Source organism: Dyadobacter sp. HNCC25DJ186, from assembly GCF_056895235.1.
The window spans coordinates 686039-706929 of sequence record NZ_JBXHAS010000003.1 but is presented as its reverse complement, the minus strand read 5'-3'; the positions used below and the strand labels follow the sequence as shown (position 1 = coordinate 706929).

Here is a 20891-nt window from a genome sequence, read left to right as displayed (position 1 = left end):
TTAATTAAAGGTTTCTTAGGTACTTCAATTTATTTCGAATCATAAACTCATACTAACAAATATAAGACTAGTTCTTAATACTAGGTAATTTACTTTTAAATAGAGCTTAGCAGGTTTCTTATCCTACTTAACCGCAATGGGCGCCATAGGTTTCGCAATGGACGCAAGAGTAAATGTTTTGCGTCCATTGCGAAAACCGTTGCGCCCATTGCGGTTGAAACAAACTAGTTAATTACAAACAAATAAGCAGGTTGCTGACCAAGTGCTGAAATCGTTTTGGCAGGAATTTCGATAATACCGTCTTTTAATTTCAACAGTTTTTTATCACCAGCAAGGCTGATTTTCGCAGATGCAGGAATATTAAGACCTTCCGGTTTCAAGCGCCCTGGAATTGCTTCACCTGTTTCGGCAAGGTAAAAAGCATACGTTGTGGTTCCTTTTTTAGTATAAGCCCATTTTCCCTGACGATAGGGTGCCAAAGGTTTTGTTTCGTAGATACCGACACCATTCACATTCATCCATTTTCCAATTTCATCCAAACGCTGGTAAGCTTCCTCGTGCCATTCTCCGTCCGGACCTGGGGCAATGTTCAACAAAAGATTTCCACCTTTTGCAACGATATCCAGCAAAGTATGAACCAGTTTTCTGGTCGATTTGAAATTCTCTTTTGGAATGTAAGACCATGAATCTCCCATGGTCATGCAAGACTCCCATGGAATATCCATGTAATGATCAGGAATTTGCTGTTCCGGTGTTACGTAATTTTCAAATTCACCCGTTACGGTACGATCCACTACCAGCAGCCCAGGCTGATGCGAACGTGCCATTTTTGCGATTTTTGCCATATCAATATCCTGGTCATAAGGAATACTTTTTTGCCAGCTGATATTTGGGTCGATCGTATTTTTCGGGCGAATCCAGCCGCCATCCAGCCAAAGAATATCGACCGAGCCATAATCCGACATTAATTCTTCAATCTGGTTGTAGGTGAAATCCTTAAACTTGTTCCATTGCTCCGGATATTTCTTCGGATCGTAAGATACGTTTCTATCCTTTGGCGGGAAGTATTTCCACCAGTAAGATGGTGTATTCCAGTCTGGTTTTGAGAAATAAGTACCGGTCATAAAACCTTTATCGCGGAATGCTGACAAAACTTCCTTCGTTACATTGCTTTTAGGATTTGATTTAAATGGCGTGTTTGTAATCTTGTAATCGGTGTATTTAGAGTCAAACATGGCGAATCCGTCGTGATGTTTTGTTGTAAAAACAACATACTTCATTCCGGCATTTTTCGCAGCCATTGCCCATCTTTCAGGGTTGAATTTGACAGGGTTAAACGTTTTCCCAATTTCCTCATAGGCTTTTTTATATTCAAACCAGTCATGCGAATGCGGGCCTTTACGCTCGCACCAGCCTTCGTCTTCCGGGCATAACGACCAGGATTCAACGATTCCCCATTGGCTGTAGGTACCCCAATGCATCAGCAGACCAAATTTTACGTCCTGCCATTTGCTCAATTTTTGTTGTACCAACGGATCTGTTGGTGCTATATAATTAGCGTGATTTTGCTCAGAATGCTGCTGGGCAAAAGTTGCCGTCGTCAATAATAAGAGTAGGGCAGGCAGAAAAGGTTTTAATTTCATTTCAGGTTTACTATGGATTTCATTAAAAAAATATTGAAGGAACCGATCAGTTGTTTTAACTAAGTAAGGCTAACCGAATATTACGAATCTTTAAATTTTAAAATAACTTTCAGCATTAATCACTTTCCCCTTACCGCCCATTTCTGTTACGGTATAGTTAAATCCTTTTTGTACAGAATAGGCCCCAACTTCACCTTGTTTATTAATGGCGATAAAACCAACCTGGAAAGTTTTTGCGCGTTCAGGATTCGGTTTTACGATTCTTTCTACAGCTTTTTTACAAGCTTCATAAGGAGAAAGTCCGTTTCTCATAAACTCCACAACCAGGTGTGTTCCGCAAACACGGATCACTTCCTCGCCTTGACCCGAGGAGGTTGCAGCACCAACTTCATTGTCGACGAACAAACCGGCGCCGATGATTGGCGTATCGCCAACTCGTCCGCGCATTTTGAAGCCCATGCCGCTGGTCGTACACATACCGGACACGTCACCATTTGCGTCCAAAGCGATGGTGCCCATGGTGTCGTGATTAAAGGAACCATCTTCAAAGCGATTTGGGGCAAACGGACCGTGACCTCCCTTTTTGGATTGTTGGTGCTCAACGTTAATAACTGGTTTGTATTCCGCTTTCACCAACCATTCCTTGTATGCTTTTTCAGCGTCCGGTGATAATTTGCCCGATTCAAGAGGAAAACCGTTCGCGATTGCAAATTGTTGTGCGCCCACGCCAGCAAGAAATACATGCGGTGTTGTTTCCATTAATTTTCGCGCAACCGAAATTGGATGTTTTATTTTTTCCATAAACGCAACGGAGCCGCAGTTTGCTTTTTCGTCCATGATACTGGCATCCAGTGTCACATATCCGTCGCGATCAGGGTTTCCGCCAAGGCCAACACAGCAGTTGATGTCATTTTCGATCGCAATCGCAGCCTGCTCAACTGCGTCAATTGCTTTGCCACCTTTTTCAAGAACCGGCCAGGCTGCGCCGTTGGCTATTTGTCCGCTGTCCCAGGTGGAAACAACGATTGGCTTGTTAACTACTTTGGAGGCAAAAGCTCGATTGAATTGCGTAAATGGAAGCGCAAGCGCAGATAGACGCAAAAATGACCGACGGGTAGGTTTCATGGTTAATATCAGATATCTGTAAATTTTTATTTTGGATTCCGTCACTTAATCACCGGGCGACGGCAAAAATGTGAACGAGCACACAATTTATTAAAAATTTTTAAAAAGTAGAAGAAAAATGTGTCTGCCAGAAGTTATCTTCCTTGTTTTGAAATTATTATGTGTTAAAATTTGGAAAATTATTTTTTACCCAAATTTTCTGAAGAGGGTGGACGGTACTTTTGAAATGGGATTTGAAGGAGGTTTGATACTCTGTTATTTTCGGTCGGATCCGGATAGCTATCAATTCCGTATATGATTTTTCGTTGATCGAGTGTTTTAAAAGTTCCGAACAAGCGGTCCCAGATTGCAAAAATATTTCCATAATTGGAATCCGTATACGGTTGTACATAATGATGGTGGATGTGGTGCATATTGGGTGTCACAAAAACCAAGCTGACAATTTTATCTATCCGACGCGGCAATATAATATTGGCGTGATTAAATTGGGAAAGGATTACAGATAAGGATTGGTAAAGAAAAATTAACCACATCGGTGCGCCAGAGATAAGAATCGCCAACGTAGTAAATACAAAACGGATCAGACTTTCGCCAGGATGATGGCGGTTTGCAGTAGTAGTATCAACATGTTGATCAGCATGGTGAATGATGTGAAATCGCCAGAGAAATTTTACCTGATGTTGGATCCAGTGCGCCATCCACGCGCCAATTAGGTCCAGTATAAAAAGTCCAAAAACTGCCTGAATCCAATAGGGGAGGTTTGGAATGAGATGTAAGAGTCCGAAATTATTTTCAACAGCCCAGGCACTTGACCTGACTAAAATAAAAGCAAGCAGGAAATTTACCAGAATGGTAGTTAATGTGAAAAAAAAGTTAATCCCAGCGTGCTTCCATTTGTGATATTTAAAATGAAAAAGCGGCCAGGCTCCTTCGATCAGCCAGAAAAAAAGAATTCCGGCCACGAGTATAATACTCCGATGCGAGGAGGGGATATTTCCGAAATAATCAACAACCCACTGCATATCCGGAAGTATTTGTTGTTAGGTAAAAATAATATTTTTAAAACAAATAACACGATGATTTTAAGTTCTCTTTTGAATATTATCTTTTATATATTAATAACTTATATATTTGTTAATGGTTCTTGAAATTCAAAATTTAGAACAGCATTATGGTGCTCATCAGGTGCTGGACATCGATTCATGGAAAATAGGTCATGGCATTTTCTGGATTCAGGGAGAAAATGGGGCCGGGAAATCTACATTTTTCCGTTCTTTGGCCGGTATGCTTCCTTGTTCCGGAAGTATAATTGTAGATGAGAAGTTTGATTTAAAAGCGCAGCCAGTTGACTATCGCCTGCGTATGAACCTCGGTGAAGCGGAACCATTATATCCTTCTTTTTTAACACCTGCTGATTTGCTTTCTTTCGTTGCCGAAGCCAAGAAAAGTCCAGCCGGGCAAAAGGATATGTTGGTCGAAGCTTTGGGGATCAATTATCTGAAACACCCATTCGGCAGTTGTTCGAGCGGTATGGTGAAAAAGGTTTCGCTGGCGGTCGCATTTCTCGGAAATCCTTCTGTGATTATCCTAGACGAGCCACTTATCACGATCGACAAAGAGGCGCGACAAACTTTATTCAGGCTGATTCAAAAGTACTATGACAGCGGTGTTACCTTCTTAATTTCTTCCCACCAGCTTTTTCAGCAGGAAGGGCTGGAGGTGACGGAAAGTTACGCGTTGGAAAACAAAACTCTGCTCAAACTGGAAATACAATGAAGATTTTAATGCTTTCCACAGTTCAGGCGTTTTTCAGGAAACGTGCAGGAATGTTTTTTGTTTTGCTGGCGGTTCTATTCGGATTAATGGGAGGTAGAGAGCATTATGGTTTCGCGCTTTTTTTTCTGACCGATCCTTTCGGTTTATTTTACCTTGCTGTAATCTGGATTATATATACTTTTTTGTGCGGTCATTTTATCAGTAATCTCTGGTCTCAACCGGATTACCTATTTATATATCACACCAGACTTTGGCCAAATTTTAAAAGGATCGGCCGTTTTTTTATTATGGGTCTTGGCTTTCTTCAGCCCATACTTTATTACGGGATATATCTTTTCTTGATTGCCCGTCAGGATAAACTTCTACAACATTTCTGGCCGGTTTTAATAATTTATTTCTTTCTGAGCACAAGTCTGCTATTTGTCGCAGAATGGAGAATCCGTTATCCTCAATTATTCAATTTAAAGAAAAAAAGCACGTTTGCCTGGCCATTTCCGCGTCCGGTTTCCTGGACTTACTGGTCGATCGAATGGTTATTCAAGGAAAGAGGTTTAACATTTTTGTGTTGCAAGGTTGGAGCCGTAGGTGTCATTATTTGCACACTCTTGTATTACCAAACTGATACGTACGATATTCGCTTACCGGCAATTGGTTTCTCGCTCGGCTACCTTTTAAATATAGGATTGTCTTTTGAGTTGTTTTATTGGGAGAATGAAATATGGCTCTGGAACCGTTCTTTGCCTGTTTCAACTGGAAGAAGATTTTTTAGAATAGCTGAAATTCACGCCGTTTTACTTGTGCCTGAAACGCTTATCGCCTTACGTTACCAGGTGATTTCATTTTTGGAACTGACACAATTATACAGCCTGGGTTTGTCTGTGATATTATTATTTTACACTTATCTACACAAAAGAGGCGGACTTTTAGAAGATATGATGAAGCCGGTTTTGACAGGTTTCATCATTTCAACTTTTATGATTTTGTATAAAATCCCGATATCAGGAATAGCTTTGGTGGGACTAGCCACTTCCCGTTATTTCTTTGGAATTTGGTATGGCAAGAGCGTATAATTGTCATTAGGGTTTGTCTGAAGTAAAATCCGGACAAACCCTAATAGCTTACTTTATTTACCAGGAACTGCTGGTCTCACTTCAATCTTGCTTGGCAAAGTTCTGGCTGGCATTTTGATCAAATCCGATACCATCTGGCCGATATCTTCCGGCTGAATTTTCCAGGCATCTTTGTCAGAAGGCTGGTGATTAGCAAATTCCGTAGCAACTGAACCTGGCATAATCGTGGTAACCTTGATTCCGTCTTTTCTGACATCCATCATCATCGCCTGAGAGAAACCAACGAGGCCAAATTTACTTGCATTATAAGCCGTTCCATCCGGGAAAAAGTTGGTTCCGGCAAGGCTTGAAATGTTGATGAAATATCCTTTTGTTTCTTTCAACGCTTCAAGCGATGCCTTTGCGCTATAAAAAACACCCGTCAGGTTGATGTCAATGGTCTCCTGCCATTGTTCAGGAGTCAGTTCATAAATGGAAGCAAAATGACCAACGCCCGCATTTGCAATCACATAATCCAGCTGTCCCCATTTTTCTAAGACAACTTTCACAGCATTTTGCTGGGATTCAAGGCTGCGGACGTCTGATTCGATACCAATCGCATAACCTTCTTTAATTTTATTCAATTCAGCCACAGCTTCATCTGCGCTTTTTTGAGAACGACTTGTAATTGCAACGCGAATTCCTTCTTTAACAAGAACTGCGGCCACGCCATATCCTATGCCTTTTGAGCCACCTGTAATCAGTGCTGTTTTTGTTGATTCTGCCATTTTGTATTTGAATTTAACCGGTAAGCGGCATTAGTGAATTATATCAATGGAGACAACAAAGACAATGCCAGGAAGGTTTTTGTAAATTTTGTTCTGACGGTAATTTTAGCAGAAATTTGATTTACCTATATAATGTGTACGCAATCAATTTTGACGAAGATCATCTATCTCATCAAGAATATCCTCTTCTGATATAGAACTTACTTCTGGGAGTACACTGGTAAATTTTTTCCATCGGTCACTCCATGACGATGTCTCTTTCAAGGTAATTAAACCCAAATCAGCTAAATCTTCAATTAATTTTCTTGCCTTCGGATTTTGAACCTCAATAATTAAAGTTTCCATCCTGGTAGTTTTTAACAAGTTTATTCTTTTAACAAAGGGAAAACAAATTATAAATGGATTTGGATCATATCAACTTGTAATAAATAAAAAACCAATTTAACCTTTTCATAACATCTCCATAATCTCTGCCTAATGCCATAAAAGTAGTTTTGCGAAAAAACTGATTTTATGAAACACACTTTACGTTTAGCCCTCCTGACGACGCTAGTGGCGTCAACTGTAATTTCTTGCACCGACCACAATATTGAAAATCCGGGAGGCGGAAATTATCCAGCCAAAGCGACTTTCAAAACGGCACCGGTTTTATCAACCATGTCAAACGGTACCAAAATTTATGGCAGCGGGTATGGTTCTTCCATGGCTCAGGTTCCGGGCGAATGGGATTCATTTTACCTAATGACAGATCGCGGGCCAAATGTGGACGGAACGAATAGCGCGAAAATATTCCCAGCTCCTGACTTTAACCCGCACATCGCCAAGTTTAAACTGGTTGGAGACGAGCTTGTTTATCAATCTTCGGTTGCGTTTAAAAATGCAGCTGGAATGAAACTTACGGGCCGCCCGAACCTACCGGGTGAAGGAAATGCTGGTGAAACTGCCCTTGACTTTACCGGAGCGCCTATCGCAAACGATCCGGAAGGAATCGACTGTGAAGGTTTGGCTGTAGACCCGACAGATGGTACATTTTGGGTGAGTGATGAGTATGGGCCGCACATTGTCCATTTTGATAAATCAGGAAAAACGATTGAACGTATCAACCCGTTCGGAACCGGAACCGGTGGTCGTAAATTACCCAAAGTTTTGGCTCGTCGCCGTCCAAACCGCGGTATGGAAGGATTGACTATAACCCCTGACGGAAAATTCCTGGTGGGAATGATGCAGTCACCGATCTATAACCCGTCAAAAACAAAAGTTGCCAATTCAAGAGTATTAAGATTGGTCGTTTTTAATATTGCTTCCGGCGAAACGAAACAATACGTGTTCCTTACTGAGTCCACCAAAACGTTGTCCAGCGAAATTGTTGCGATTACTGGTAATACTTTTCTGGTTCTGGAACGTGACCAGGATTATGCCGGCGGCAATCCAGCGTCTCTCGTAAAAAGAGTCTATAAAATCGATATCTCAGCGGCTACCGATATTTCTGACCCGGAAAATAAAGAAAGTGGTTTGCTTTTTGGTGGCAAAACAGTAGATGAAATGACCGATCCTGAATTGACTACAAACAATATCAAGCCGGTTATCAAAGAGTTGGTTGCTGATATTCTGGCCATTCCGGGTGGTTATGCGCATGATAAAGCGGAAGGTCTTGTCATTATCAACAACAACATGATCGCCGTTGTTAATGATGATGATTTTGGAATTGTGAGCCCTGAAACACCAGACAATTCGATTATTCAAAAGATACTTCCATCAACAATGCTGACAGATCAAAATGTGATTTACTTCATTCCTTTGTCCAAAGGATTAAAATAGTTTTTACAATTAAGTGGATTCTCCTATTATTGTTTACAACCCTGCTGAGCTTTTCGGCGGGGTTGTTTTTTTGCCCGCTCTTTGTCGTCTGCCTTTGTGCTGCTGGTACCATTAACTAATATTCTTTATCAGGAAATGTGTTTTATGGGCATGATTTAATGATAATTAACAAAAGAACTTGTCATCGTAATCTCTTTTTTTGCCCGTCAGTATAAATACTCTATTTTTGCGGTTCGAAATTCATTCTATCCGATTTTAAACCTGTTTATGAGATTAGTAGAAAATAAAGTGGCTTTGGTAACCGGAGCTTCCCGTGGTATTGGACGTTCAATTGCTTTACGTTTGGCTCAGGAAGGAGCAAATGTAGCTTTCACTTATCTTTCCAGTGTGGAAAAAGGGGAGGCATTGGTGAAAGAACTTGAAGCGTTCGGAATCAAGGCAAAAGGGTACCGTTCTGACGCAGCCGATTTTCAGCAGGCAGACCAACTGGTTACCGATGTTATCACGGATTTTGGAAAACTGGATATTCTGATCAACAACGCCGGCGTTACCCGCGATGGTTTGCTGATGCGTATGAGTGAAGAAAACTGGGATACTGTAATCAATATCAATTTGAAATCGGTATTTAATCTTACCAAAGCAGCTACAAAAACAATGATCCGTGCAAAATCCGGATCGATAATCAATATTACGTCCGTTGTTGGTATCAGCGGCAATGCAGGTCAATCAAATTACGCAGCTTCCAAGGCGGGGATTATTGGATTTACAAAATCAATCGCGCTTGAATTAGGATCAAGAAATATTCGTTCGAACGCAGTTGCGCCAGGATTTATTGAAACTGAAATGACCGATGCTGTGGACTCAAAAGCAGTGGAGGACTGGAAACAGTCCATTCCGATGAAACGTGGCGGACAGCCGGAAGAAGTTGCCGACGCATGCGTTTTCCTTGCTTCGGATATGTCTCGTTACATCACCGGACAGGTTCTTCAGGTTGACGGTGGAATGCTGACTTAGGCATTGAAAAAACTTTATTTGTTAGTTGTAACAACTTAAAAGCAAATTAAAGTATCGTTTCACGCTCAACCGGCTTTTGAAAAATATAACACAAATCCCGATTCTTCGTTACGAAGGAGCGGGATTTGTGTTTATGCCTGAATTGGCAGAATTCAACTAAATATTGATAATAATTGTGCTTTCTGCAAAACTGTTTGCTATATTTCTGTGATACTGTTTTCGGCAAAACTGCTTACTCATCATTATGCGTTCAGAGCTTATATTTCAAACTCCATATTGGTTTATCATTTTTTGTCTTCTGGCGGGCGGTGCTTATGCATTTCTTTTATACCAACCGGAAGCTTCATGGAGTAAGAAACTGAATTATGCCCTGGCCGCTCTACGTGGAATCGTTGTAGCTTTTATCTGTTTTTTACTGCTCAGTCCTTTGGTTCGCAAGACTGAAAGTATTGTGGACAAGGCAAAGATTGTTTTTGCCATTGACAATTCGGAGTCTGTGAAAGGAGTGGGGCAGCCGGTTTTGAAACAAATCACCCAGGCCGCTCAGGAATTAAATGCAGCCGGATATGAAGTCAGCGTTCAGACTTTTGATAAAACGGCCGAAAATATAACGATTGACTCCATCCGTTTCGATCAACGTAAAACCGATTTGTCAGGTTTGCTTCAAACCGTTAAAAGTAATTTTGAAGGAAGAAATCTGACAGATGTCATTTTGCTTTCGGACGGTATCGTCAATCAGGGTGCCGCGCCGACTTACGGCCAGTTTCCTTTTAAAATAAATTCAGTTGCTGTTGGTGATACTGTTCCTGTTCTGGATATCCGTATTAAGGATGTTGTCAATAATCGCGTGGCATATCTGGGCAACGATTTTCCGATTCGCGCTGATATTTCTGCTAACGGATTAGCAGGAAAAACGACTACCATTTCGCTAAAACAGGGCGGAAGAATTATTGCAACGCAAAAAGTTGAGATTGATCGCGCTTCTTTTTTTAAATCAATTGATTTTACCGCATCTTCGAAAGTAAAAGGTATTCAGCATTATACGATTGAATTAGGAACTGTCCAGGGCGAAGCATCTGACCGGAACAATAAAAGAGATGTTTATATTGATATTATCGACGGGCGGCAAAAAATTCTTTTGCTAGCGCTGACGCCACATCCGGATGTTAAGGCATTAAGAAGCCTGATTGAAAGCAATGATAATTATGAATTGGACGTCAACATTCTCACAGCTTCACCAAACCCAAATGCAGATGTAATTGGAAATAAGCCTTACGATCTGGTTATTCTGCATCAGATCCCGAATATGCTTGGTTTGGGTAATCCGATGGTCCGAAAAATAATAGATACCAAAAAGCCTGTTTTGTACATTTTGGGTAATCAGTCGGCAGTTTCATTGTTAAATACCTTAAATCGTTCACTGACTATCAATGTTAATCAGGGGCAATTTGACAAAGTTGCGGCGCGGTATAACCCTTTATTTCAACAAATTAATTTCAACGAAGAAAGTCTGAAATTGCTCGAACGGCTTCCGCCGCTTTCGGTTCCTTTTGGTGAGTATACCATTTCCCCTGGGACTGAAACAATCTTATTCCAAAAAGTTGGGACATTAAATACCAGTAAACCGCTGTTGGTTTTAAACACGACAACTGATCAAAAAACGGCAGTTTTGACGGGTGAGGGAATCTGGCAATGGAGACAGGAAGAATTCGCGCTGACTGGAAAACATGAGCTGGTCGATAATCTTTTTCAGAAAATAATTCAGATTCTTTCCGTTCGTGACGATAAGCGTAAATTCAGAATTTATCCAGTTCGACCTGAGTTTGAGGAAGGCGAGGAGGTGATTTTTCAAACAGAAATTTACAATGATATCTACGAGCCGGTTTATGGGCAGGAGGTGAAACTGGATATCACAGACGAACAGGGAAAGACAAAACAATATTCTTACACTCATACAGCCGAAAATCCTCGCTACAATATCACCGGATTACTGGAAGGTGTGTATCGTTTCCAGGCAATAACGCTTGTCAAAGGCATTCAGGAAAAGATAAACGGGCAGTTTGTGGTCAGGAAAGTAGACCTTGAATTGGCAAACACGACAGCTGATTTTGGTATGTTGAGAGAATTGTCGCAAAAATCCGGTGGTACTTTCGTTCAGCCTGCCACATTGGCGCAGCTTATCGAAAAATTAAAAACGGACCGGGCTCCTGATCAGTTAGACAGCAGCGAAGAAATGGTTGAGCTGATTCATCTAAAATGGCTGTTTTTCCTGATTTTATTATTGCTCACGGCTGAGTGGGGATTGAGACGATATCACGGAGGGTATTAAAGTAAGGACAAGATTTTGATTGAGTACCAATTATTTTAAGCACAACTGAGGATAGTCTGTAATTATTTGTCAAAATTTGCGCAAATAATACATCAATAGTAAAACCGAAAATATCAAACATCATACTTGCTCTGATATATTGACGGTCGTTTTTAATGAAATATTTTTATAAAATAAAAGTCCTTTTTCTTTTACTGATCCTGGCTTTTTGCCGGATATCTGCAAACGGTCAGCAAGACACAACTGCTTTTGTACAGGAAGATTCTATCAGAGAAGTCAGACCCAACTACAAGTTGCTTCGGGGAATTTTCGCGGCGCAGTCAACATTGTACTTAGGGACGATTTACGGACTAAGCAAATCATGGTATAAAAACCCGCTCACGAACTTCCGTGTAAAGGATGACACCTATGAGTGGCTGCAAATGGACAAAATGGGGCACGTTTACACATCTTACCAGATTGCGCGCCACACAGCTGAAATTTATAAAAAAACAGGAATTTCAAAAAAACAGATGATGATTTACGGAGCCATTTCCGGAGTTATTTTCCAGACACCCATTGAGATCCTTGATGGTTTTTCTCCTGAATATGGTTTTTCACCCGGGGATATGTTTGCAAACCTGACAGGTTCAGCGATTTATCTTGGACAAATTGCACTTTGGGACGAAGTAAGAATTCAGCCGAAATTTTCTTTTCACTTTACTTCACTTGCAAAAGAGCGCCCAAATCTGTTGGGCAGCAAACCTTCTGAGCGATGGTTGAAAGATTACAATGGCCAAACTTATTGGTATTCAGCCAGTCCAAAGTCTTTTTTTAAAGGAAGCAGCTGGCCGGCCTGGTTATGTTTCTCAATCGGATATGGTATCCAGGACATGGTAGCTTCTGAAAAATCGAAGAGTATCGAAATGGGTTTTCGGCCGTACAGGCAATATTATTTGTCGATGGATATTGATCTGACAAAAATTAAAACACGCAGCAAGTTTGTAAGAACTATCGCCTTTTTAGCAAACTCACTGAAAATTCCGGCTCCGGCTTTACAGATTAGTAAAAAAGGCATTGATTTTAAGCCGTTATATTTTTGACAAGAAATAATGTGCGAAAAATCATGCAAAGAATAAAGTAACTTAGCGATCAACAGGGCCTGATTTAGGCATACTGTGGATTATTTTAAATGTAAGATTATGAATATTGGAGATAAAGTAAGATTGGTTCATGGCCGTGAGGAAGGAATTATTTATGCCTTTTTACCTGGTAATGTTATAGAAGTTGAAATTGAGGATGGTTTTCGTATCCCTGTATTGCGCAGTGAGTTAGTAACGATTTCGCCGGTGGAATCACAGAGATTAAACAGAACGCCTGCAGGACAAAGTATTGCGCCGCAACGCGAGCGAATTGCGCCAAGACAAGCTGCATTTGCTGAAAAGGGAATTTATATCGCTTTTGTTTCCATTAATGACAAGGCAGTGATTTTGTATATTATTAATAATTCGGATTGGATTTTGCCTTTTACGGCTACTACGCAATACGAAAATGCGCATACTGGTCTTGCTGCCGGACTGTTACAGCCACGAACTTCTCAAAAATTGACGGAACTTCAAATGAAAGATTTTGAGTCTTGGCCGGTATTTGCTTTCAATATTTTGCATTATCGTGAAGGGAATTACGAAGCAGTATTACCTTTTCAGAAAAAAATAAAATGCAGAGCGCAATCTTTTTACAAAAGTAAGGGGCCGGCTCCGGTATTGGGAAAAGATGCATTTGTATTTCAGTTGGATGAGGAGAATGTTAAAAAAGAGGAAGTTGTTATTGATAAAACAAACATTCAGGAGCAGTTACGTACCAGTCTGATGGGCGGCACGACAACGCCGAAAATTGAACTTCCAAAACCGGAAGGTGTTGTAGATCTGCATATTGAAAAACTTGTTGAAGATTTTTCCAGAATATCAAAAGACGAAATTTTGAAAAAACAGCTGACTGTTTTTGAAACCAGTCTTGAACAGGCAATAGGTAACGGAATGGAAGAAATTACATTTATACATGGTGCAGGAAGTGGCGTTTTACGTGATGAACTGCACCGCAGACTGAGCAAAAATCAGCATGTTCAGTATTTTAAAGATGCTCAAAAGGAAAAATTCGGATACGGTGCTACCCTGGTTAAAATTAAATAATTGCTTTAAGCAACTCACATGGGTTCTGCTGTTTGCTGCCATTGGATTGGCCCAGTGGAGCTGTCGTTCAAAAACCACTTCGCCCAAAAAGCCTATGGAAGAATATTTGTATTCAGACGCGGAAATTCAAAATGAAAAACATTTATCGGTACTAAATCTGCCGATCGAAATGCCTGTTTCTGAGCTGGAAACGCAAATTAACGCACAGTTGAAAGGACTAATCTATGAAGACAACAGTTTTGAAGATAATGGGGGCGATAATTTAAAAGCAAAGGTCTGGAAGATAAATCCGATACGGGTTGTCGCAAAAGATTCAACGTTTTTATTTGAAGTACCGCTTAAAATCTGGGTTAATGCAGGTTATAACGTAAGTCCGCTCGGAATTAATTTGTCGGGTTATAAGGATACGGAATTTTCTATAAAAATCAGGTTGATCTCGAAAATTGGAGTATTACCTAACTGGAAACTTCATACCGAAACGTATGTCGATAGTTATGACTGGATCAGTGAACCAAATGTGAAGGTTGCCGGAGTCAGAATTCCGATTAAAAGCATGGTTAGCAGGTTATTGAACAATAATTTTGAAAAAATAACACAAGCCATCGACCAGCAGGTAGCCGGAGGAATTGAGATAAAAAAATATGTTGAAGCTGCATGGAACCTGGCAAGGCAACCGATTCTATTGTCGAAAGAATATGATACGTGGTTGGTTGTCACACCCACAGCCATTGTTATGACGCCCTTACTGGTGACCAACAATGTCTTGCGATCTGCGATCGGTATCAAAGGATTTACGCAAACCATTACTTCGGCAATAAAACCGGCCGTGAAACCCGCTCCAAAGCTGCCGGATCTGACTATCACGGATAAAGTTACTTCGGATTTTCGGATTGGTTTGATAAGCCTTATATCTTATGAAGATGCTGCAAGACTGGCCACAGCGAAATTATCAGGTCAGAAATATTCATTTTTGGGAGGGCAGTACAACGTTGAAGTCACATCCATAGAAATGTATGGTCAAAATGAGCGCCTTGTTATCAAAGCAGGCCTTAAAGGCAGTGTGAGTGGAAGTATATATTTGAAAGGAAAACCGTATTATGACCCTGCCACACAGCAATTATCCCTCAAAGATCTGGATTATGATTTGGATACAAAAAATACAATTGTCAAGACGGCTGGATGGTTGCTGCAGGGGAAATTCAGTAAGATGATGGAGACAGAAATGGTATTTCCGGTCGGTACACAGATGAATGAAGCCAAAAAAAGTGTCCAACAGATACTCTCCAATTATAAAGTTACCGATGGCGTACAAATTAAAGGAACACTTTTGGAGATCACGCCTGATAAGGTTTATTTGACCCCAAAACACATTTATTCCGTCGTTTTTGCCCAGGGGAATGTTAATTTGCGTGTAGAAGGATTGCGTGGTTTTGACCAATAATTTTGTCACTCATGCAAACAAAAGCCATATTTTTTACTTTTTATGGTAAAATGACTGCTGATCAAAGGAAAGTATTTCTTAGCTTTGTGGTCAGTGAAAGGAATAAGCCGTCCTATCGCCGCGGTGAATGCCGGGGAGGAAAGTCCGGACAGCGTAGAGTGCCGTACTTCCTAACGGGAAGGCAGCGGGCTGGAAACGGCCAACTGACAGCAAGTGCCACAGAGAATATACCGCCTGGCACATTTTTTATGTCAGGTAAGGGTGAAAAGGTGGAGTAAGAGCCCACCGCTTCAAGGGTGACTTTGAAGGCAGGGTAAACCTTACGGGCTGAAAGATCAAATAGGTGTTAATTTGTGAGGCTTCTCGTCTCCGTTTCTTCGGAAACGTTAACACGGGTAGATCGTTAGAGGTTCTGAGTGATTGGAATCCTGGATAAATGATAGGAATTCTGATGAAAATCAGGATACAGAATCCGGCTTACAGGCTTCTTCCTTTTTCTGTTTTTAAGTAAATAATTAATGAATAATTGAATCACATAACTAGTGTTTCCCATGAAGAAAAAGAATCTTTACATTGCTTTAGTTTGTTTGTCACTCATGAGCCTGGATGCTTTGGCTCAAAAAAACCGAACGTATGATGGACCCAACAAAATGAATACATGGTCAATCACCGGGTATGGTGGCATCACAAAATTCTTTGGTGATTTGAAAGAATACGATTTCAAAAGAGGCGATCATGAAGATTTGACCGGATCATGGGGACTTTCTATCAACAAACAATTATCTCCGATCTTCGGTGTGCAGTTAACTGGATATAATGGTTGGCTTCAAGGATCTAAAAAGGGCATTAATATTACAAACCCAAGAGATCCAAGTATTACAAACACTTACGATGCTTACTTCAACAGCCCATCTTTTATTCAGGTTTCTATCGACGGAACAATGAATCTTAACCGTTTGCTTTTTGGTTACAAAAAATTACGCAGATGGAAAGTTGACGCACATTTGGGAGCTGGTATTATGTATTACCATACTGACCTTACTGCTACAAACACAGGTACAGGAGAAGTTTTTGAGGTATCTTCTAACACGGCGGGTAGTTCTAAAACTGCTGGTGAATGGGATCGTAACGGTTCTACTTATACTCGTGAATGGGTTATGCCGGTAGGTTTGGCGGTTCATTATGAATTATCTCCGCGCTTCGATTTAGGTCTTGACTATACTTACACGTATGTTAATACTGAAAAACTTGATTTGACAGTAGGTGACATGACTGACTACCAAACACAATCTAATCTTTGGACTTTCGCAAAAGGAGATTCTAAAAATGACAGATGGGGTGTTTTACAAGTTGCTTTGACTTACAAACTTGGTAAAAATGCGGTAAGAGCTAAAAAAGGAGTTTACGATGCAGGAAGCGGACGTTACCACTTACGTTGGGCTAATCCACAGTCATTGATTCCGGTTCCTTACAACCCAACAATGGACGATGCTGATTCAGTTGCAAAAGCTAATATGCCAAAACCAGTTGATCCACGTCTTTACACAGATACAGATGGTGACGGTGTTGCTGACTTGTTCGATAAAGAACCAAATACGCCTGCCGGAAGTGTAGTTTCAGGTGGCGGTGTTGCGATGGATCTTGATAAAATTATCAGAGACGCGATCAAAAATAATTTGCCAAAAGACGAATGCGAAGCCTTATTCAGTAACATTGAATTTGATACTGACAAAGCGATTATCCGCGACGGTTCGAAAGAAACACTTAGCAAAGTTATTGAGTTGTTAAATCTTCGTACAAACTGCCGTATTGTCCTTGTAGGACATACTGATGCGCGTGCTTCTGATTCTTATAACATGGCACTTGCCCGTCGTCGTGTGGATGCAGCAAAACGCTTCCTGGTTCGTCAGGGTCTGAAAGATACAAGCAGAATCCTAATTGAATACTTCGGTGAATATCGTCCGGTTGCTGAAAATACAACTGTTGAAGGTCTTCAATCAAACCGTCGTGTTGAAATCAAGATTTTGCCTAACAACACAATTCGCTCATCATATCCAGCTGGTTTCCAGAGATAAGAGGATTTGATACTCAAAAAAAGGGAAGTGAATCATCACTTCCCTTTTTTTATGATATATAGTTATGGAACCGATAATTTTCCGTAAGTTTGCACCCTGTTTAATTCAGGGACGAGTTCCCTTTCATAACAAATTCAATAATGGCAGTTAAAATTAGATTAGCGCGTCGTGGACGCAAACAAAAAGCGATTTATGATATCGTAATCGCAGATGCCAGAGCACCACGTGATGGTCGCTTCATCGAAAAGATTGGTAGCTACAACCCAGGTACTAATCCTTCTTCCGTAGTTTTAGATACAGCAAAAGCTGTTGACTGGTTGCTTAAAGGTGCTCAGCCAACGGATACAGCCCGTTCAATCCTGCACCACGAAGGTGTTATGCTTCGCAAGCACTTACAAGTTGGTGTTATCAAAGGTGCAATCGGCCAGGATGTTGCTGATGCACGTTTTGAAGAATGGAAATCATCTAAAACTGATCGTAATGTTTCTGCTGCAGATTCATTATCTCAAAAATTAGATAGCGCGAAACAAGCTAAATTGGATGCAGAACGTAAAGTAAATGAGTCACGTGCTGAAGCAATTGCTAAGAAAAATGCTCCTGTAGTGGAAGAAGTTGTTGCTGAAGAAACAACTGAAGAAGCTCCGGCTGACGAAACTGCTGCTGATGAAGTATCGGCAGAAGATACTAATGAAGCACCAGCTGCTGAATAATTTAGTATAACATACTTTCTTTGTGGGTCTGCCGGTTTAACCGTGCAGACTCATATTTGTTTAAGGACCGGCATAATTTAATTAATAAGACTTTGACAAAAGACAGCTGTTTTTTATTAGGCTATATCGTTCGTACACACGGTACCACCGGAGATGTTGTAATTTTTCTGGATGTAGATTACCCGGAAGAATATGAAGATATGGATTCTGTTTATTTCGAAATGAAGGGAGATTTGGTCCCATATTTTGTTGAAAACTTCAATTTGCAGAAACAGAGCAAAGCCATTGTGAGATTTGAAGAGGTTGATACCATTGAGAAAGCTCAGGCTTTGGTTGGTACTTCGCTTTATTTGCCACTTGATTCTCTTGCTGAACTGGACGAAGAGGAATTTTATTACCACGAGATCAAAGGTTATACCGTCGTAGATGAAAATATGGGTGAACTTGGTATTGTTCGTGAAGTTTACTCTTTGAACGGCCAGGACCTGATCGCCATGGATTACAAGGGCGTTGAGGTTTTGATTCCAACAGCAGAGGATATTGTTTTAAAAGCAGATAAGGAGAACAACAGATTGCTGGTAAATCTGCCGGAAGGTTTACTTGAAGTATACCTTGACGATTCTTCTAACAGTAACACGCCTGATGATGCGGATTGATATTATTTCCTGCGTTCCGAATCTTTTAGATAGCTTTTTTGCACACTCCATTCTGAAACGTGCTCAGGAAGGGAAATTTGTGGAAGTTGTGGTTCATGACTTGCGCGATTACTCGGTAAATAAACATCGATCCATTGATGATTATGCTTTTGGCGGAGGTGCCGGAATGGTGCTTCAGATTGAGCCGATTGCCGGTTGTATCCGCGCTTTGCAATCAGAAAGAACCTACGATGAAATTATTTATCTTACGCCGGATGGAGAACTTATGGAACAGAAAATGGTCAATCAACTTTCTCTGAAAGGAAATTTGATCATGCTCTGCGGACATTATAAAGGTGTGGACCAGCGGGTTCGTGATTTGTTTATCACAAAAGAGATCAGCATCGGAGATTACGTGTTATCAGGAGGCGAATTGGCAGCAGCAGTTCTTGCAGATTCCATTATCCGGTTGTTGCCAGGTGTGCTCAATGATGAAACTTCTGCCTTGACAGATTCCTTCCAGGATAATTTACTGGCTCCGCCGGTTTATTCACGTCCCTTCGACTTTGAAGGAAATGTTGTTCCTGAAATATTATTATCAGGACATGAAGCCAAAGTGGAAGAATGGCGATATGAACAATCAATCAAACGTACAAAAGAAAGAAGACCGGATTTATTAAAGTAAATCCGGCTTCAAATGTATCTGATAATCAACCTGGGAAATATCAAAAATCCAGGTTGCAGTTTATCCACTCGTCGTCGAAGTTGGTGCCGTACTTACGGTAGAAACCCACCGCAGAAGTATTCCAGTCCAGAACCTGCCACATCATTCCTGTCGATCCGGTTTTTTTAGCTGCGGTCACTGTAGCGTCAAATAAAACTTTTCCAATACCATTACCACGCATATCTTCGGTTACGATGATATCTTCCATGTACAACCTCTTACCCTTCCAGGTAGAGTAACGGAAATAATATAGCGACAATCCAATAATTTTGCCGTCAACCTCCGCGACGAAAAATTCAAAAAGATTTTCTTTAAAATCCCTTGACATCTTGTCAACATTATTACTAACCTGATCAAGTGCTCTTTCGAAAATGGCTAGTTCCTTTACTAATTCAAAAACGGCTGGGATATCTTCAAGTGTACCTTGGCGGGTAGTAATATTCATGAGCAAGATTTTCTAATTAAAACATTTTAGTAACTGATATCTACTGGACATGGCTATTGATACTTCACAAAATTTTCCCATTTATCTACGATCGCCTGAAAATTTTCCGGAAGTTTGGTGTCAAACTGCATCCATTGTTTTGTGGTCGGATGAATAAATCCCAGCGATTTGGCGTGCAGTGCCTGTCCGGGAAGTAATTTAAAATTATTTTCGACAAAAACCTTAAAACTGCCTGTTGTTCCCCCTCTTAAAACTTTGTCACCACCGTAAACCGTATCATTAAATATCGGATGCCCTATATGTTTCATGTGTGCACGAATCTGATGGGTCCGACCGGTTTCCAGATTGCATTTGATCAGAGAAACATACCGCATCGGTTTGATCACTTCGTAATGTGTGATCGCATGTTTTCCTTGTGACCCGTCTTCATATATATCCATCACACGTCTGTCACGCGCGCTGCGGCCAATGTGACCTGTAATAGTGGCCTTCGCTTCCTTAGGCTCGCCCCATATCAATGCATTATAAGTTCTTTCAATCGTATGATCCGAAAATTGCCTGGCGAGAAAGGTCATGGCAAATTCTGTTTTGGCAATCACAAGCAGCCCGGAAGTATCCTTGTCAATTCGATGGACAAGGCCTGGCCGACCTTCTCCATTTCTACCAGTCGGTAGGTTCTGAAAATGGTAAACTAATGCATTGATCAATGTACCTGTCCAGTTCCCAAAAGCAGGATGTACAACCATTCCGGTCGGCTTGTTAACCAAAAGCAAAACATCATCTTCATAAATAATATCAAGCGGAATATTTTCAGGAATGATTTCAGTATCACGCGGAGGTTCCGGAAGCAGTAGCGTGATAACATCAAGTGGTTTGACTTTGTAACTTGATTTAACTGCAAGCCCATTTACTTTTACCGCCTCTGCTTCGATACCATTTTGTATTTTTGTGCGCGAAGCATTTGGAACGTGAATATTTAAAAATTTATCCAAACGCATCAAGGTCTGACCTTTGTCGGCTACGATACGGTAATGTTCAAATAAATCGTCTTCTTCGTCGGCACTGTTATCAATTATTTCTAATGACATCTGGAATGGTGTAATATGGATAATGTCAGATAAAGCCAGTAAAACTTGCCGGCGTTTATCGTT

At 40.8% G+C, this 20891-nt stretch carries 19 protein-coding genes and 1 other RNA gene; 13 read left to right on the top strand and 7 right to left on the bottom strand.

Going from position 1 to position 20891, the window contains the following annotated elements; all coding sequences use genetic code 11:
- Nucleotides 1-224: 224 nt before the first annotated feature.
- The 3 genes from AC1XUO_RS12845 to AC1XUO_RS12835 all read right to left on the bottom strand — a co-directional run bounded on the left by AC1XUO_RS12845 (nucleotide 225) and on the right by AC1XUO_RS12835 (nucleotide 3790).
- Entirely contained in the window at nucleotides 225-1643 is a 1419-nt protein-coding gene (locus AC1XUO_RS12845) for an alpha-L-fucosidase (protein ID WP_483330217.1), read from the bottom strand.
- A 90-nt stretch (nucleotides 1644-1733) separates the two neighbouring features.
- Complete coding sequence (locus AC1XUO_RS12840; protein WP_483330216.1) at nucleotides 1734-2768, bottom strand: isoaspartyl peptidase/L-asparaginase family protein; 1035 nt, start codon at nucleotides 2766-2768, stop codon at nucleotides 1734-1736.
- Nucleotides 2769-2947: 179 nt separating this feature from the next.
- A complete protein-coding gene (locus AC1XUO_RS12835) occupies nucleotides 2948-3790 on the bottom strand; it encodes a sterol desaturase family protein (RefSeq protein WP_483330215.1) in 843 nt (280 codons plus the stop codon).
- Between the two features lie 115 nt (nucleotides 3791-3905).
- On the opposite strand from AC1XUO_RS12835, the gene AC1XUO_RS12830 reads away from it, so the two are divergent.
- Together AC1XUO_RS12830 and AC1XUO_RS12825 are read left to right on the top strand one after the other, a co-directional pair.
- Nucleotides 3906-4544 carry an ABC transporter ATP-binding protein gene (locus AC1XUO_RS12830; RefSeq protein ID WP_483330214.1) on the top strand — a complete coding sequence of 213 codons (639 nt, stop codon included), beginning with the start codon at nucleotides 3906-3908 and terminating at the stop codon, nucleotides 4542-4544.
- On the top strand, nucleotides 4541-5614 hold the full coding sequence (locus AC1XUO_RS12825) for a hypothetical protein (protein WP_483330213.1): 1074 nt from the start codon (nucleotides 4541-4543) through the stop codon (nucleotides 5612-5614). The genes AC1XUO_RS12830 and AC1XUO_RS12825 overlap by 4 nt, the downstream gene beginning before the upstream one ends.
- 53 nt (nucleotides 5615-5667) lie before the next feature.
- On the opposite strand, the gene AC1XUO_RS12820 is transcribed toward AC1XUO_RS12825, so the two are convergent.
- Entirely contained in the window at nucleotides 5668-6381 is a 714-nt protein-coding gene (locus tag AC1XUO_RS12820) for an SDR family oxidoreductase (protein ID WP_483330212.1), read from the bottom strand.
- 144 nt (nucleotides 6382-6525) lie between these two features.
- A complete protein-coding gene (locus tag AC1XUO_RS12815) occupies nucleotides 6526-6726 on the bottom strand; it encodes a hypothetical protein (RefSeq protein WP_483330211.1) in 201 nt (66 codons plus the stop codon).
- Between the two features lie 168 nt (nucleotides 6727-6894).
- Here AC1XUO_RS12815 and AC1XUO_RS12810 point away from each other — a divergent pair, with 168 nt between their 5' ends.
- From AC1XUO_RS12810 to trmD, 11 genes are all read left to right on the top strand, one after another.
- A complete protein-coding gene (locus AC1XUO_RS12810) occupies nucleotides 6895-8199 on the top strand; it encodes an esterase-like activity of phytase family protein (protein ID WP_483330210.1) in 1305 nt (434 codons plus the stop codon).
- A 267-nt stretch (nucleotides 8200-8466) separates the two neighbouring features.
- A complete protein-coding gene (gene fabG, locus AC1XUO_RS12805) occupies nucleotides 8467-9213 on the top strand; it encodes a 3-oxoacyl-[acyl-carrier-protein] reductase (RefSeq protein ID WP_483330209.1) in 747 nt (248 codons plus the stop codon).
- A 244-nt stretch (nucleotides 9214-9457) separates the two neighbouring features.
- Entirely contained in the window at nucleotides 9458-11542 is a 2085-nt protein-coding gene (locus AC1XUO_RS12800) for a VWA domain-containing protein (RefSeq protein ID WP_483330208.1), read from the top strand.
- 155 nt (nucleotides 11543-11697) lie between these two features.
- Nucleotides 11698-12624 carry a DUF2279 domain-containing protein gene (locus AC1XUO_RS12795; RefSeq protein ID WP_483330207.1) on the top strand — a complete coding sequence of 309 codons (927 nt, stop codon included), beginning with the start codon at nucleotides 11698-11700 and terminating at the stop codon, nucleotides 12622-12624.
- A 99-nt stretch (nucleotides 12625-12723) separates the two neighbouring features.
- On the top strand, nucleotides 12724-13710 hold the full coding sequence (locus AC1XUO_RS12790) for a Smr/MutS family protein (RefSeq protein ID WP_483330206.1): 987 nt from the start codon (nucleotides 12724-12726) through the stop codon (nucleotides 13708-13710).
- Nucleotides 13711-13804: 94 nt separating this feature from the next.
- Nucleotides 13805-15151 carry a DUF4403 family protein gene (locus AC1XUO_RS12785; protein ID WP_483330205.1) on the top strand — a complete coding sequence of 449 codons (1347 nt, stop codon included), beginning with the start codon at nucleotides 13805-13807 and terminating at the stop codon, nucleotides 15149-15151.
- A gap of 99 nt (nucleotides 15152-15250) precedes the next feature.
- Nucleotides 15251-15647, top strand: an RNA gene (rnpB, locus tag AC1XUO_RS12780) — RNase P RNA component class A.
- Nucleotides 15648-15702: 55 nt separating this feature from the next.
- Nucleotides 15703-17226, top strand: a complete 1524-nt coding sequence (locus AC1XUO_RS12775; protein WP_483330204.1) for an OmpA family protein — start codon at nucleotides 15703-15705, stop codon at nucleotides 17224-17226.
- A gap of 140 nt (nucleotides 17227-17366) precedes the next feature.
- Nucleotides 17367-17936: a 30S ribosomal protein S16 gene (locus tag AC1XUO_RS12770; RefSeq protein WP_483330203.1), complete on the top strand. Its 570-nt coding sequence runs from the start codon at nucleotides 17367-17369 to the stop codon at nucleotides 17934-17936.
- Between the two features lie 92 nt (nucleotides 17937-18028).
- On the top strand, nucleotides 18029-18592 hold the full coding sequence (rimM, locus tag AC1XUO_RS12765) for a ribosome maturation factor RimM (protein WP_483330202.1): 564 nt from the start codon (nucleotides 18029-18031) through the stop codon (nucleotides 18590-18592).
- Nucleotides 18582-19256 (top strand): tRNA (guanosine(37)-N1)-methyltransferase TrmD, encoded by a 675-nt coding sequence (gene trmD, locus AC1XUO_RS12760; protein WP_483330403.1) that lies wholly within the window; start codon nucleotides 18582-18584, stop codon nucleotides 19254-19256. Before rimM ends, trmD begins: the two co-directional genes overlap by 11 nt.
- A gap of 40 nt (nucleotides 19257-19296) precedes the next feature.
- On the opposite strand, the gene AC1XUO_RS12755 is transcribed toward trmD, so the two are convergent.
- Together AC1XUO_RS12755 and AC1XUO_RS12750 are read right to left on the bottom strand one after the other, a co-directional pair.
- Nucleotides 19297-19740 carry a GNAT family N-acetyltransferase gene (locus AC1XUO_RS12755; protein WP_483330201.1) on the bottom strand — a complete coding sequence of 148 codons (444 nt, stop codon included), beginning with the start codon at nucleotides 19738-19740 and terminating at the stop codon, nucleotides 19297-19299.
- 53 nt (nucleotides 19741-19793) lie between these two features.
- A complete protein-coding gene (locus tag AC1XUO_RS12750; RefSeq protein WP_483330200.1) occupies nucleotides 19794-20828 on the bottom strand; it encodes an RluA family pseudouridine synthase in 1035 nt (344 codons plus the stop codon).
- Nucleotides 20829-20891: the final 63 nt, after the last annotated feature.